At 35.4% G+C, this 16,485-nt stretch carries 13 protein-coding genes; all 13 read right to left on the bottom strand.

The window, feature by feature from the left end:
- Positions 1-702, bottom strand: coding sequence for an ABC transporter ATP-binding protein (locus LKACC16343_RS09910; protein ID WP_056953253.1), 702 nt, complete (start codon positions 700-702; stop codon positions 1-3).
- A 92-nt stretch (positions 703-794) separates the two neighbouring features.
- Complete coding sequence (locus tag LKACC16343_RS09905) at positions 795-1,559, bottom strand: CPBP family intramembrane glutamic endopeptidase (protein ID WP_056953251.1); 765 nt, start codon at positions 1,557-1,559, stop codon at positions 795-797.
- Positions 1,560-1,992: 433 nt separating this feature from the next.
- A complete protein-coding gene (locus tag LKACC16343_RS09900; protein WP_056953250.1) occupies positions 1,993-3,936 on the bottom strand; it encodes a M13 family metallopeptidase in 1,944 nt (647 codons plus the stop codon).
- A gap of 130 nt (positions 3,937-4,066) precedes the next feature.
- A complete protein-coding gene (locus LKACC16343_RS09895; RefSeq protein ID WP_234032532.1) occupies positions 4,067-6,010 on the bottom strand; it encodes a M13 family metallopeptidase in 1,944 nt (647 codons plus the stop codon).
- 159 nt (positions 6,011-6,169) lie between these two features.
- Complete coding sequence (locus LKACC16343_RS09890; protein ID WP_056954027.1) at positions 6,170-8,107, bottom strand: M13 family metallopeptidase; 1,938 nt, start codon at positions 8,105-8,107, stop codon at positions 6,170-6,172.
- Between the two features lie 384 nt (positions 8,108-8,491).
- Positions 8,492-8,956: a universal stress protein gene (locus LKACC16343_RS09885; RefSeq protein ID WP_025084749.1), complete on the bottom strand. Its 465-nt coding sequence runs from the start codon at positions 8,954-8,956 to the stop codon at positions 8,492-8,494.
- A 17-nt stretch (positions 8,957-8,973) separates the two neighbouring features.
- Positions 8,974-10,194, bottom strand: coding sequence for a carboxylate--amine ligase (locus tag LKACC16343_RS09880; protein WP_056954025.1), 1,221 nt, complete (start codon positions 10,192-10,194; stop codon positions 8,974-8,976).
- Between the two features lie 304 nt (positions 10,195-10,498).
- The gene (gene asnB, locus LKACC16343_RS09875) at positions 10,499-12,394 is read right to left on the bottom strand and encodes an asparagine synthase (glutamine-hydrolyzing) (RefSeq protein WP_056953247.1); all 1,896 of its coding nucleotides are present in this window, start codon (positions 12,392-12,394) and stop codon (positions 10,499-10,501) included.
- A gap of 12 nt (positions 12,395-12,406) precedes the next feature.
- The gene (locus LKACC16343_RS09870; RefSeq protein ID WP_056953246.1) at positions 12,407-13,576 is read right to left on the bottom strand and encodes a metallophosphoesterase family protein; all 1,170 of its coding nucleotides are present in this window, start codon (positions 13,574-13,576) and stop codon (positions 12,407-12,409) included.
- A gap of 117 nt (positions 13,577-13,693) precedes the next feature.
- The gene (locus tag LKACC16343_RS09865) at positions 13,694-14,218 is read right to left on the bottom strand and encodes a GNAT family N-acetyltransferase (RefSeq protein WP_056953245.1); all 525 of its coding nucleotides are present in this window, start codon (positions 14,216-14,218) and stop codon (positions 13,694-13,696) included.
- A 68-nt stretch (positions 14,219-14,286) separates the two neighbouring features.
- Positions 14,287-14,961 (bottom strand): hypothetical protein, encoded by a 675-nt coding sequence (locus tag LKACC16343_RS09860; RefSeq protein ID WP_056953244.1) that lies wholly within the window; start codon positions 14,959-14,961, stop codon positions 14,287-14,289.
- Positions 14,951-15,772 carry an ATP-binding cassette domain-containing protein gene (locus LKACC16343_RS09855; protein ID WP_056953243.1) on the bottom strand — a complete coding sequence of 274 codons (822 nt, stop codon included), beginning with the start codon at positions 15,770-15,772 and terminating at the stop codon, positions 14,951-14,953. Before LKACC16343_RS09855 ends, LKACC16343_RS09860 begins: the two co-directional genes overlap by 11 nt.
- A complete protein-coding gene (locus LKACC16343_RS09850; RefSeq protein ID WP_056953237.1) occupies positions 15,772-16,260 on the bottom strand; it encodes a hypothetical protein in 489 nt (162 codons plus the stop codon). The genes LKACC16343_RS09855 and LKACC16343_RS09850 overlap by 1 nt, the downstream gene beginning before the upstream one ends.
- Between the last annotated feature and the right edge of the window lie 225 nt (positions 16,261-16,485).

The following is a 16,485-nucleotide window of genomic DNA, read 5'->3' as shown; positions in this document are numbered from 1 at the left end:
TTACCACTCAATATCTTTCACTGGTGTCGGTGTCTGATTATCTTCAACTGATTGAACTTTTGCATCATGAATCCGAATCACGCGATCAGCCATCTTGGCCAATGCTGAATTGTGGGTAATGACGATTACTGTTTTATTGTTCTTATGACTAGCATCCTGTAAGAGCGTCAAAACTTGCTTACCTGTCTCATAATCCAAAGCTCCGGTTGGTTCATCACATAACAGTAACTTGGGATTCTTGGCTAAAGCACGGGCTATCGCAACACGCTGCTGTTCCCCACCAGATAATTGAGAAGGAAAATTATCGATTCGATTACCCAAACCAACAGCTTTCAAAGTATCGGTCGCATCTAGAGCATCTTTAACAATTGCCGAAGCCAGTTCAACATTCTCTTTTGTTGTTAAATTAGGAATCAAATTGTAAAACTGAAAAATAAAGCCAACATCGTTACGACGATAGGTAGTTAACTCACGTTCGGAAAACTTTGCAATATCCGTACCATCGATAACAACTTGACCATCGGTTGGTGTATCCATTCCACCTAAAATATTTAAAACAGTCGATTTACCAGCACCACTAGGTCCCAGAATGACTGTCAATTTACCTTTATCGACATCAAACGTCAATTTGTCATTGGCGACAATCGTTGTTTCTCCCATTTGGTACTTTTTCGATTCATTCCTCACTTCGATATATGCCATACGCTCTCACCTTTCTTAATACATCTATTATAGTGGAAAGCGAATACATCTTTAAGGTAAAAATCTACAAATTATTTTATAGAAAAAGATTATTAAATCTTAATCTCACTATGTTTTTTAAAATGAAGATTATTTAGTTTCAATTGTAGGAATGCAATTAAAGAACAAATAGCAAAGATCACTAATGTTATCAAGAGAAACTGGACAAGCTGTTGTTTTGGAAATAAGGATTCAGCCGTTGCTGTACTTTTTGAAAAGAGCATTGGTAAATCATCAAAGATATGGAACATAATTGCTAATGACAAGTTATGTGTCTGATTGTAAAGCACTCCGTACAACATTCCTGAAGCGGCTGCCACTATCATTTGAGCTACTACGACCCATTTATTGGTTACATTGAACATATTTCCAATATGAATCAATCCAAAACTAACTGAACTTATCAGGATCACTAAGAATGGCTTCGAATGTAAAATTTTTTCTAGTTGTGCCATCAACAAACCACGATAGACATATTCTTCACCAATTCCAATTAACAACACGGTCAGAAATACACTCCACCCTGCTTTGGGAAATCCTAAATTATTGAATTTTCCAAAAAATAACATAAATACTAATAATGGAATCATATTCAAAACTTGTTTGAGAATATGGTCTGTATTGAAGAATGTAACTTTTAATTTCCAGAATTTAAGATTGCAGGTCACCGCAATCAAGATAAGTAATGCATCCAAAATTATTTGTGCATATTTTTGATCAAACTTCACAATCGGATATATTGCATCAACTATTAAAATCGTAACTGGTACTAACAAAATAATTAGAACGACTGATAACCAATCTTGTTTATGACTCATTTTCCCTACCTCCGTATTTGTTACCTTTAAGATAGATCTCTGTTAGATTGGTTGGAAAGTTATATCTTGAGTGTGCGAATTTTTGCTCTTGAATATAAAAAAAACGATAAAACTTTTATTTGTTTTATCGTTCTTTTTCTTAGTTGGTTGGATGTTCTGTTTTAAATAACTATGGTTCTATGCTTTATAGTGAAAACGAGCTACGCAGGCCAGATTCCTGTGCTTTGCCTGACTTCACGAACTGTCTGCTACGCAGCCAATTCGCAAAGTCCTGCAAATGCTCAGAATCTAAACGGGCCTGCTTCGCTCTCTATTGAAACGAGCTGCGCAGGGGCAACTCCTTCCGGTTAAGTCAACTTTCTCTGCCGGCACTTCGTTGCCGACTGAGAAAGTAGTCTTAATCCTCGGGAGCTGACCGCTCCTGCTTCGCTCTCTACCAAATATTTATTCTCTTATCTTCATCTAACCACATGCCATCTCCTGGTTTAACATCGAATGCATCATAGAATTCATCTAAATCCTGTGACATGACATTTGCACGTAATGGTTGTGGTGCGTGGACGTCTGTTGCCAACAATCTTTCATTATATTCTGGTGTTGCTTTGAACCGCCATGATTTAGCCCATGTGATGAAGAATTCTTTAGGACTATAATCGGCATCCATTTTGGCCGCTTCGATTGCACAACGTAGGCCTCCGACATCAGCGATATTTTCACTAACGACTAATTTACCATTAACCTCGCCTCCAGAGAATGGTATGTCATTGAATTGATCTATCATCTGTTGCGTTAACTTTTCAAACTTAGCGTAATCTTCCTTAGTCCACCAATTCTTCATATTGCCGTACTCATCAAATTTGGCACCATCATTATCGAAAGCGTGTGAGATTTCATGGGCAAATGTTGCTCCGATTCCACCGAAGTTCTCACTGGTTGTTTGTTGCAAACTATAGAATGGTGCTTGCAAAATTCCGGCTGGGAAGGTGATGTCATTTCTTGAAGGATCATAACAAGCGTTGACCATTTCTCCAGGCATCAACCAAACTGTACGATCAACAGGTTTGCTAAATTTATTTAATTCATTTTGACGAACAGTTCGATCAATTTGCGTAATGTTGTTATATAAGGATTGCGACTCATCAATCTTTAATTGCTTGAACACTTCTTGAATCTTGTCAGGATATCCAACTTTGATCACGATTTTGTTTAATTTCAAAATGGCTTTGTCTTTGGTTGCTTGACTGAGCCAGGTATTATCGGTCAATCTTTGTTTATAAATACCAATCATACGTTCAACCATGCCACGAACATCAGCTTTAGCTTTTTCACCAAAATACTTTTTACCATAATAAATACCAATAACTTCATCAAATTTGTCTTCAGCCAAATGGTAAGCAAATTTAGTCCTGTTTTGTAATTCTTTGGCTCCACTCAAAGCTAATTCGTATTCACCAGTTACTTGTCGGAAATCCTCATCCAGATATTCACTATTGGCTACTAAATATCTAACCAACATCCAAGCCTTCAAATTTTCAAAGGTATCGTTGTTTACTAATTTATCGAGATTCTTTAAAAATCTAGGTTGTACGATAATTACTTTTTCTGGTGTGGCATTGATTTGACCGACTACTAATTGTTTCAAATCTATATTTTCAGATTTAGTAACAAACTCTATAAATGGCATTGGGTTATAAATTTTGGAATACTCAGCCCATTCCTCAGAGGTTTTAACGATTGGAACTAAGGACTTGTCGAAGGCCAAAGCCTTATCAACTGCTTCTTTAGCTGACTCTTCTGAATAACCTACCATTGTCAAAAGTTTATTAGCTACTTTGGCATATTTAGCCAATAGCTTCTTACCTGATTGATTGTCCTCTGCATAATAAGTGTTATCAGGCAAAATCAAATCTATCCCATCAACGTAGGCAGCATTGTGCTTTGTATCCTTCATATCGGCATCAATCCAAATATTAGTTGGCAAAAAGAAGTTATCTTTTCCAAAATCAGCCAACTGATGATTCAAATCTTGCAAACTCGTTAAGTCCTCAATTCTTTGAAGATCATTCAAAATAGGTTTCTCATGTAATTTCTTTAAAAACTCAGTGTTTTTAGCGAGGCGATACAATTTGATAGCTTGTAAAAACTCGTTTCCTTCAACCTCAGACTCATTTTCAGCTAATTGTTGAAAGTCATCCATTAATTCCTTTTCAATCTTTATATCCAGATCCATTGAGGCACCGGCGCTAGATTTATCTGCTGGAACTTCGGCCTTTTCTTGCCAAGCACCATTAACGGCTAAGTATAAATTATCCTTATAACTAGTCTCTTTACCGTCAGTTAAATCTCCGGCTCCACCCATAATCTTACTTGTTAACATACTTTCACCCCGCGTTTTGATTTAGTAAATACTATAGCACTCATTTTAATATTATTAAAATTAATTTAATAATCAAAAAGTCGACAAATGAAATTTTTAATTTCACTCCTCGACCTTTATAACATAATTTTTACCAAATATTAACTCGCTTAGCTTTATCTAACCACATGCCATCTTTTTCAGTAACATCGAAAGCATCATAGAATTCATCCATATTTTGTGCTTGGACATTGGCACGTAATGGAGCTGGCGCATGGACATCCAAAGCTAACAACATCTCATCTAATTGCTTTGTTGACTTGCTTCTCCATACACGAGCCCAGTTTGTAAAGAATTCCTTGGCGTTATAGTCGTTTTCACCCTTAGCAGCCTCCAACGCACAACGTAAGCCACCAACATCAGCAATATTCTCACTAACAATCAACGTTCCATTAACCTTTTTCCCAATATAAGGAATACCGTTAAATTCATCGATCATTTTTTGAGTTAATTTCTTAAAGGTTGCATAATCTTCCTTTTTCCACCAGTTATTGATATTTCCTAACTCATCGAATTGAGCACCATTATTGTCAAAAGCATGAGAGATTTCATGAGCAATAACAGCACCGATACCACCAAAGTTTTCACTACTTGTTTGTTGCAAACTATAGAATGGTGCTTGCAAAATTGCAGCTGGGAAAGTAATGTCATTTCTCAACGGATCATAACAGGCGTTAACCATATGTCCAGGCATTACCCACTTGTCACGGTCAACTGGCTGATTAAGTTTACTCAATTCATCTTCATTCTTAATCTTATTGATTTGAGCCAAATTGTCATACAAAGAAGCATTTTCATCGACTTTAAATTTACTGAAGATAGCTTCAACTTTGTCTGGATAACCAATTTTTAGAACCATCTTCTTAAGTTTCAAAACGGCTTTTTTCTTAGTATCTTCACTCAACCAATCATTGTTAGAAAGGCGTTGTTCATAAACTCCAATCATCTTTTCGACCATTTGATGAACATCAGCTTTAGCTTTTTCACCAAAGTATTTCTTACCGTAGTAACTACCGACTACTTGGTCAAGATTCCTTTCAGCCACATGATAAGCAAATTTATCACGGCTCAACAATTCCTTAGTACCACGCAAGGCCAATTGATATTCGCCAGCTGTTTGACGGAATTCTTCATCCAAATCATTAGCTTTGGCAAATAAGAATCTCACTAACATCCATGATTTAACATTTTCAAATGTATCAGCATTAACCAACTTATCAAAATTTTCCAAATATCTAGGTTCACGATTAATAACTTTTTGAGGTGCCACTCCTACTGAATCGACAACCAATTTCTTCAAATCCAAACTAGATGACTTAGTAACGAATTCAGCAAAATCCATTGGGTTATAAGTTTTAATATCATCAGCCCATTCTTCGGGTGTTTTAACGATTGGAACTAATGTCTTATCAAAAACTAAAGCTTGCTTAACAATCTTTTGTGAATCTTCAAGACTGTAGCCAACCATCGCTAATAGATGGTTAACAACTTGAGCATACTTTTCTAATAATTTTTGCCCTGATTCATTACCGTCGGCATAGTAAGATTGATCAGGCAAAATAAGATTAGCACCTGTCAGATAAACCGCGTTCTTTACAGTATTCTTCATATCCATATCAACGCTTAGTTGTAATGGCAAGACAAAGTTATTCTTCAATAAATCAACAAAATTATCACTTAAATCTTCTAGATTATTTAATTTAGCGATCTTACGTAGATCATTCATGATGGGACTTTGATGATACTTGTGTAATTTCTCTGTGTCGTTTGCGACTTGATAAAGTTTAACAGCTTGTAGTAACTCACTGTCATCAATCTTGGTTTCATCTTTAACTAATTCATGAAAATCTTTGATCAGTGTTTCTTCAACACCCTTAATCAAATCGTAAAATCCACCTGTACTAGGACGATCATTAGGAATAACAGCCTTAGCCTGCCAAGCACCATTAATAGCCAAATACAAATTATCCTTAATATCTGTTTCTTTAGGGGCTAAAATATCTCCAGCTCCACCAACGATTGTTTTATTTAGCAATTCATTCACCCCACCAATTGATTTTGGTAATCACTATAGCACTTATTAGATATCATTAAAATATTTTTAATTATAAAAAATAGGCATAAGCCGCAGCCTATACCTATTTATCAATAATTGTATTTTATTTAGACAAATTGTCTTGACGATTTTCTAATTTTACCAGATGTTAACACGTTTATTGGCATCTAACCACATACCATCTTTTTCAGTAACATCGAAAGCATCATAGAATTCATCCATATTTTGTGCTTGGACATTGGCACGTAATGGAGCTGGAGCATGAACATCAATTGAAAGGAACATTTCTGTCAACTGTTTTGTTGACTTGTTTCTCCAAACGCGGGCCCAGTTGATGAAGAAGGCCTTAACATCAAAGTCACTTTCACCTTTAGCAGCTTCTAAGGCACAACGAAGTCCACCGACGTCAGCGACGTTTTCACTAACGACCAATTTACCATTAACCTTGTGACCGGCATATGGAATACCTTCGAACTCATCAATCATACTTTGTGTAAGTTTCTTGAACTTAGCATAGTCTTCATCAGTCCACCAGTTATTCATATTACCGTATTCATCAAATTGAGCACCATTGTTATCGAAAGCATGTGAAATTTCATGAGCAATAACGGCACCGATACCACCAAAGTTTTGGCTACTTGTTTGGTCCAAACTATAGAATGGAGCTTGCAAAATAGCAGCCGGGAAGGTGATGTCATTTCTTGATGGATCGTAACATGCATTAACCATGTGTCCTGGCATCAACCATTTTGTACGGTCAACTGGTTCATGATATTGATCCAAGTTATGTTGAGCAATTGCTTTTCTAATTTTAGAAACATTATCGTACAAGGAATCATTTTCGTCGATTTCAAATTTATTGTATAAATCATCAATCTTATCTGGGTAACCAACTTTGATAACAATCTTATCTAGTTTGACAACGGCCTTTTTCTTAGTATCTTCACTCAACCAAGTATTTTCAGAAAGTCTTTGTTCGTATACAGCAATCATTTTCTTAACCATACTGCGAACGTCTTCTTTAGCCTTTTCACCAAAGTACTTCTTACCGTAATATGCACCAACTACTTCACTGAAAATACTTGCAGCGAAGTTATAAGCATACTTAGTTCTGTTCTTTAATTCTTTAGCACCACTGAGGGCCAAATTGTATTCACCGATTACTTGACGGAATTCTTCATCAAGGATTGAGGCATTACCAGTAAGGAATTTAACCATCATCCAGGCTTTAATATTCTCAAAAGTATCAGCGTTAACAAGTTTGTTCAAGTTTGCCAAGTATCTTGGTTCAGTTACAATAACCTTTTTAGGTGTGTCATTAACTGAATCAACTACTAAACTCTTCAAGTCTAAAACATCAGATTTAGTAACGAATTCGTCAAAATCCATTGGGTTATAAACTTTGGTATAGTCGGCCCATTCCTCAGAACTCTTAACGATAGGAACTAATGACTTATCGAATTCCAAAGCTTTTTCAACGATTTCTTTAGCCTCATCCAACTTGTAGCCGATCATTGAGAGCAAACGTCCTGCAACATCAGCATATTTAGCCAACAATTGTTTACCCGATTCATTCTTTTCATCATAGTAAGTCTTATCGGGCAAGATCAAACCAGCACCATCGATATAAACAACATTTTTGGCTGTATCTTTCATATCAGCGTCGATACTAATATCGATTGGTAAAGCGAAACCATCTTTTGATAATTGAGCTAAGTTATCCCCTAAATCTTTAACGTTGCTCAAATCAGTAATACGTTGCATATCTTTCAAAATTGGTTGTTGATGGAACTTGCTTAAATGATCCACATTATTAGCAAGACGATATAATTTCACAGCTTGAAGCAAACGAGGATCGTCAACTTCACTTTCATTATTTGCAAATTCATGGAAATCTTTCATAAGAGTCTTTTCAACACCCTCATCAAGATCCGTAAAACCACCAGTACGAGATTTGTCAGGTGGAATCGTAGCCTTTTCCTGCCAAGCACCATTGACAGCTAAGTATAGATTATCTTTATAATCGGCGGGTTTAGCATCAATTAAATCCCCTGCACCACCGATAACTTTATTCATTAACAAATTTGTTCACCGCCTATTATTTTTAAAGACTACTATATCACTAATTACTTTTTATTAGAATAATTTTCATTTTTATCATTTCAAAAAAAATATAAATATGACGTGAAATATAATTTTTTTCGTCTAAAAAAGCTCAATGTTACGGTTACCTTCTTGATAACTGCTTCATTGAGCTTTTTTGATGTTTACTACTTTTTTTATAGTAGATTAAATTGCTTCTATTCTGATAAACCATTGTTCTACTATGAATAGTGGAAACGAGCTACGCAAGGGTAACTCCTTCCGGTTAAGTCAACTTTCTCTGCCGGTGCTTCGTCACCGACTGAGAAAGTAGTCTTAATCCTCGGGAGCTAACCGCCCTTGCTTCGCTCTCTATTTTTATCTAATAACACTAACAGAAACGCCAGCGCTATTCACAATCTTCGAAGCTTGTGAACCGATTGTATTACGGTTACGATTCTTCTTTTCAACACCAACAATTACTAGGTCAGGTTGGAACTTAGGAATAACCTTATCTACAATAACTGTTCCGGGTCCACCTTCTGTTACCATCATGTGAACATCTTTAACGCCATATTCTTTAGCTTTTTGACCATAAACTTCAAGAAGTTCTTTGATCTCTTCTCGACGTTCTGCTAGTACTTCTGGGTCTAGCGATTGAAAAATATTCAAGTCACCTGTTTCCAATACGGAAACAATACCTAGCTCGGAGTTATAGTGTTTAGCTAACGAACAAGCATAATTAAAGGCATTTTTTGATGACTCAAAATCATCTGAATCGACACAGATTAAAATTTTGGAATACTCAATTTTTCTAACTTTGTATTCTTTTAATTCATCCATATATTAAGCCCCCTCGGTTATTTAAAGTCGCGTCCTTTATTCTCTTGGAAGTATTTGTCAAATCTCTTAACATAATTGTGGAACATGTATGTCAAAAGTAACCAACGTCTAAAGGAGTTGTCTTTGTTATAGAAAACAGTTGTTCCAACGCGGTCTTGCTTGATTAATTCATCAGCATATTTAGTAGCATCATTATCAGCTGCATACTTATTGAAGACCTTGACTGGTACACCTAACCACAATTTATGTTGTGCTTTGTTCTTGTTGGCATAAACTGTTGGTTCGTTTTCTAAACTACCCTCAATATAATCTTCCACTACATATTTAGCAAGATTATAGCCATTGAGCGTAACAAAGAAACTACTTCTTCCTTGACGCAAGTTGATTTCAAAGAATTTGAAAGTATTATCACGAGAATCAAACTTCATATCAAAGTTGGCATAGCCTGTAAATTCAATATCCTCAAGGAATTTTTGAACTTGATCATAGACATCCTGATTGAACTCAGGAATGATAGCTACGTAATTACCAATTGATTGTGGTGTAGGATCTTCCAAAATTGGATGGCCTAAACACATCATCTTAACATGGTGATCTTGGTCAACATAAGCGTTGAGCACACGCATGTTAGAATCATCCCCAGGAATAAAGTCTTGGAGAATCAAATCAGATGTATAACCATTATCATAAATCTTACCAACAATAGTCATATATTCTTCTTGAGAGTGAATTATGAAAGCCTTTTTACGACCTTCAAAATGAATATCCAACCATTCCACACTGTTTGCTGGCTTCAAAGCCACTGGGAGATCAAATGGAACATCAAGATCATTCTTATTCTCATACATATCTTTTGTAATGATTTTTGTTAGTGGATGAGGTAAACCATGTTCATCAGCCACATGATAGAAACTCTCTTTATTATTCAATGATTTTAATAAATCATAATCGACATAAGGGCATACAAATGTCTTGGATAACTCTTCCTTATGTTTACTAATAAGTTCGGCATAACCATCCCCACAACCAATTAAAACAACTGGTTCTTCATGGTTTTGGTAAACTTTAGCAATTTCACGCATTTTTTCAATGAAAACAGGGTCTTCAGAAAAGCCTGAGTAAAGAGTCAAATCTAAGATTTTTGTATATCTTGTTGGTGCCAATTGGATTTCGGCATAGGCTTTAACAGTGCCCCCATAGAGTTCATGGAAAGCACGTGCCATTCCGTAAACATTCATATCACTACCCAAGAGAATGGGCGTGAATTTTTTTCCTGATTCAGTTTCGATAGGGATCAACCTCTTACTATATTAATTCTATTTTTAAAATTACACACATTTCACACAAAATTATACCATACTCAATTTAGCACAACGAGAGCGTCATTTATATTAAATCCGAGAGGCTTATTATTTTCTTAAATTATTATACTAATTTTATGAGTATCGAAATGAAAGACCGCAAACTCATCAAGCTGAATTTGCGGCCTTTTTTGTTCGTGTTGCTGTGATAATTAGATCACATTATTTTTATTTTCAAATATTAATTTACTAAAACTTTAGGATCAACATCTGGCTTCTTACCATCATCAATAAAGAAGACTTTATACCAAATCAAGAATGTGTAAATTGTCCAAACTTTACGGCGATCGTCGTTTTCACCACGGTAACAACCATCAAGCATCTTCAAAATAGCATCTTGATCGAAGAATTCAGCGGCAAAGTCAGCACTGAATAGATCACGGAATTGTTCGTAAACTTCCTTAGTCTTGATCCAGTCACGAATTGGCACTGGGAAGCCAAGTTTCTCACGTTTAGCCCATTCCTTAGGTAAAGCACGTTCAGCGGCTACACGTAAAGCATACTTACTATCTTTACTATTCAAAAGATACTTAGTAGGAATACCGGCAGCTACCTTAGCAACTTCTTTATCCAAGAATGGTACACGTAATTCCATGGAGTTAGCCATACTCATACGGTCGGCTTTAAGCAAGATATCATTTGACATGAATTGGTGAAGATCAAGATATTGCATCTTCTTAACTTCATCGTTATAACCACTAACCTTGCTATAACTTCTCATAACGATATCTTTAACAGAACGTGACTTCTCAAATTCGGGTTTAACCAAGTCAGCGGCTTCTTTTTCATTGAAGATCTTAGCTTGTCCAATAAAGAATTCTTCAGCTTTAGCAGTTGATTCATACAAATGTAAACGGCCTGGGAAATTAGGTAATTTCTTCAAACCATGAGCCAACTTGTACTTAACACCTTTTGGTAAGTGTTTCAAATCTTCCGCTACAACACGGATAACCTTTGAATGTGAGTGGAAACCATAATTTGCATAACCAGCAAACAATTCATCGGCACCTTCACCAGAAAGAATAACCGTTACATCTTTACTTGCTAACTTAGTTAAAAAGTAAAGTGGTATACATGAAGGATTTGAATCTGGTTCATCCATATAGTATTGAATTAGAGGAATTGACTTGACCGCTTCCTCTTTTGTAACGATACCACGTGTGTTTTCTAGACCTAATTTGTCAGCCAACATCTTAGCTGCAGTACCTTCTTCATATGTACTTGTATCAAAATCGATTGAGTACGTATGTTGTGGTTTCAAAACAGCTGTAACATAACTTGAATCAACACCACTAGATAGTAATGAACCTACTGGTACATCACTGATAGAGTGTTCATTAACTGATTCACGAATAGATTTGTCAATTCTTTTAACAGTTTCTTCAAATGACAAATTATTCTCTTTGAAGGACATATCCCAGTACTTCTTGATGCTTAGTTTGCCATTCTTATATGTAAAGTAGTGACCTTCAGGAATTCTGAAGACGTTCTTAAAGAATGTTTCGTTCAAAGCTGAATATTGGAAAGTCAAATATGGCTTCAAAGCAGCTTTGTTTAATTCTTTCTTGAAGTTTGGTTCTTTCAAGAAGGATTTGATTTCTGAACCAAAAATAAATGTACCTTCACGGTTGTAATAGTAAAGTGGCTTGATACCAAAGAAATCTCTAGCACCGGTAATGTCACCAGTCTTTAAGTCATAAATTACGAAAGCAAACATTCCACGAATCTTCTTAAGTAAACCTTCAATACCCCATTCTTCAAAACCATGTAGAAGAACTTCAGTATCTGTATCAGTTGTAAAGATGTGTCCTGCTTCTTTCAAATCTTTTCTAACATCTTTGTAATTGTAAATTTCACCGTTAAAAATAACAGCTTTTGATCTATCTTCGTTGTAAATAGGTTGCATACCACTACTAATATCAATAATACTCAAGCGGCGGAAACCTAAAGCAGCGTCGCCATCCAATAATTCACCAGAACTATTTGGACCACGATGCTTGATCGTATCCATCATAGCCTCAATTACAGGTTTCTTGTCTGTAATGTTTTTATCTACGAATCCGACAATTCCACACATAAAAATTCTCCCTTATATTTCAAAACTTACATATCTTGTAGCGGCTCCGTAACCGAAAATTTGTAAGCGCAATTTGTTCGGGTCGATATTAATGAAATAGCCCGCTAATTCTGAGATTTCATTATAACGTCTGTCCCACTTCTTGTTATAGTCAGTTGTTAAACCATGTTTCTTACCCATTAAGGCCGAACAATTTAATATTATATGATTAATTTCAGAAACTTTGTAGTTTTTTTCATAATGCATATGACCACAAATATAAGTTGTTACCTTAGAAATGCCCGTAGACGAGAAATCATAGCGTAAATTTACTCCAAAATCTCCTGTTAATTCATTTTTTAATTGGCCAGAAGTTTTGTTGTTGAAGCTTACTAATAGTTGTTGAACCAAATCACCATTAAAATTCAAAGCGCTCCGGCCACTTGGACTAACAATATTAGCATGCCCCATTACAATAACATGTTTATCAATAGTATTTTCTAAGATTTTCACCAAATCTTCTAACTGTTGTTCTCTGACGCCACGAACTTTCTTAAAATCATATTTCTTAGAACCATTACTAAGTATATAAGGAATATCGCTAGTATCAATAAAGACGATTCGTATATCGCCCTTGTCATACCAACCAACTTTAGATACTGGATTTAGTCTAAAAATATCTGGTTGTGCAAAATTATACTTTGTTACTAATGAGTCATAATCATCTCGTTGAAATGACGCTGAACTGAAAAACTTGTGTTCATCGTACTTGTCATTCTCATCATGATTACCTTCAAGAAGATAGAACGGTGCCTTGCTCTTTTGATAATTTTCAACAGCAAATTGTAATAGCCCTCGACTGATCTCAGGTTTATCACTTCCATCAATTAAATCTCCCAGATGGACATTTAAGTCCAAGTTGACAGCATCACTAACATTATTAGCTTCAATAATATGACGTGCACCATTGATACCGTAATAAGACGCACTGGCAATTGCTTTAGCATGTGTGTCGGTTAGTACGGACAACGTTACTGTATCACTAGTAACATTTGGCTTTACGTTATTATCATAAACGCCCTTTATATAATCAACAACGAAAGGACGTGGCTTTAGCCGCTTCAAAAACATATCAGTGTGTGCTGATATGAATTCTGATGGCTTTGGTGTCAACATTCTGCTTGCAATATTTTTGATTTTCAATTTTATGATCTCCAATATCCCATACTCTGGAAACAATTATAGTAAAAAAACCATCTCACGATGGTCTCATTATGGCTCAATTATATATCAAAGATATGAAAAATAATCCTTTGACGCTTACTTTAAGAGAATTTGATAAGCTTTTCTAATACCATGATCTTCATCCATCGTAATAGTTCCTTTTTCAACGAATCCATTACTTGTAATGACATGTTGCATTACCAAATTGTCAGGGTGAGTGTCAATTCTGACATCACTGTAACCTAGGTAATGTGAGATTGTTAATAGTTGTTGAATCAAAGCGGCTGAAAGATGTTGTCCTTGATGGCCTGGTTCAACAGCTATTCGGTGAATAATGGAATAAGTTACATCTGAATTTTTCGACCATGACCCTGAAGTCATATCCTGATAATTCTTATCGTAACCTTGTTGCAAAGCAGCTACTCCAACTACCTCACCATCTAGTATTAAAACATAACTTATATCTTCTTGAATATCTTGTTCTAGGATTTTCTCATCGGGATAACCCACTTGCCATTGATCAACGCCACGGTCCCGTAGGGTTCTTTTGGCGCCACCGATGATATCAATAATTCTTGGCAAATCGTCAACTGTGGATTGACGTAAATAAATATTGCTCATAAAATTTTGCCTCCTCACTTCATCAGGATATTAAAACAAAAAAGAATACCTCATTGCAATAGTTTTGTTCAACTTTTCTTATTTTTTTTATAAATAAACCAACTAATAACAAATAATATTAAAGCGTATAAAAAAGTTTGTCCCGCTAAAGGTAACAATTTAACGATGGAAGTATTACTATGCAAACTAATAATCATTCTCGAGAGAGGTGGAAATATCACCTCAATATTCTTAAAGATGCTGACGACACTACCTGACAAGGCCAAATAAACAAAGATTAATGTTCCAATTTGTCCCAAGCTAGAGTGTTTCTGCCATTGAATTTTGAATAAAGCCGCAATTGAACTGCCTAAAAATCCTACAGAAATCAAGGATACTATTCCAACAACATCTAAAAATATATCTTTACAGAGAATTAAACTAAATATAAAAATCAATATTCCTGAAATTATATTTAAAATTAATGCCGTCAAAAACTGACTGATGGCCTCTGACCAGTAGCTGTTCACTTTTTGTTTTAAATAATGGTTATAAACTTTATCATTATGATACAAATTCATCGTTGTAAATAATGATAAAAAAAATGTCCCCATTAATAATAGGCTATATTTCTCATGATAATCAATACTTAATAGATGATCTGCAGTTAATCCAAAAACAATAATGGAGAACAACAATGTTAAGTATAGAAAGTCTTGAAAAACAAATTGCAAATAATTTTTTAACAATACTTTAATTTTCAATATCATGTGCCTCCTCAAATTGATAATTGAGGGCAATCATTTTACCGATAATAGCGTCCTTTTGCTCTAAAGGAACCTTCATTTCTACTACCCCATTAGCATTTCTTGTCATATAGTCGACCAAGTCATGCGTTAAAGCGATGGAATTGTGGTGAACACTGAAGAATAACTGACTATTTTTAGTTTTTAAACTTTGTAGTTGATGCAACCTACCATTTTCGAAACGGTAACTATTATCTAAAATTTCAGATATTTCACCATTCTGCTCAGTTCCTGCAAGCAATATTCCCGAACTATTATCTTTTAAATCCTGTAACATACTTAACATGTTCTGAATTGTCTCATCACTTTGAAAAGCAAAAGGTTCGTCTAACAACAAAACATTGGGATGACCAACTACGGCTGCTAAGAAACTAACTCGACGTTTTAATCCTAATGAAAGTTGATCAACCGTCCTATCTAAATATGGTGCCAATTTCATATAAGTAACCATGGCATCCAATTGATCCTTCCGAACAGCTAAACCTTTAGACAGACGTCTGATATCTTCAAGATATTTGCGAACCGTCTGTTCAATGATTTGAGGATCATTTTGTGGCATATATCCAATTCTGACGCCAGGAGTGTATTCAATTTTGCCGCTATCGGCTTGTTCATAATTTGCGATTGTTTCTAAAAGCTGTGTTTTACCACTACCATTTTCGCCACTAATACCAACTATCTCATTTTGAGATAAAGAAAAAGCTACATGCTTAAATGCAAAGTAGCCCTCTCGTTGCAATGATAAATCATTGACTGATATTAATTCCATTATTGCCATTCCTCAACAGCATGTGCTGCTAGTCCGATTGAAAGGATTGCATCTTTAGAAACTGAATTTCTAACATCAGCGACAATGGTATTGTCATAAACTGCTCCGATAACGGTAAATGCAAAACTGACCAAATTGATGTCGGTCTTAACCTTATAATCACCACTTGCATATGGATCTTCATGGTTATATGTAAAGTTGATCTTGTGACCAGCCAAAGAACCATCGACATGGTTAACTTGTACTCGATCATGTAGTTCACTAAGTTTATGATCAGGGTTTTGCAAAGTTAAACGGTGGTCAGATTCATTTTGGTAATAATCGTCTTCGGTCATATCAAAATATTCTTTAATCGGTTTTCTTAAAACCTCAAGTGAATCTAAAATGTCATACACTGCTTGTGCGTCAAATTTTTGTGATTTATCTTCAATATCTTTTCTATCTTCATAAAGCTTTTCGGCTAATTTACTAATAGTCTCAGAATTCATAATCATCCTCCGTCTTTAATGGTTCTTTCTTGTATGGTTTGTTTAGGATTCCGTCTCCCGCTCGTTCCCAACTAGATAACGTTTTTTATTGCTTACCTCAAATAACTCAGAAAAAACAACAAATAGAAATATTTACTAGTCCGGAGCAAAAAGCTGATTGGCTCAGTAGTGAGATTCTCCTCAGCAATTTATTGCTGAGGAGAAGACCGAACTTGAAGACAATTT

It is taken from the genome of Companilactobacillus bobalius (assembly GCF_002179915.1).
Classification (GTDB): Bacteria; Bacillota; Bacilli; order Lactobacillales; family Lactobacillaceae; genus Companilactobacillus; species Companilactobacillus bobalius.
Note: the sequence above shows the minus strand (reverse complement) of the source record. Positions and strands in the feature narration are given on the sequence as shown.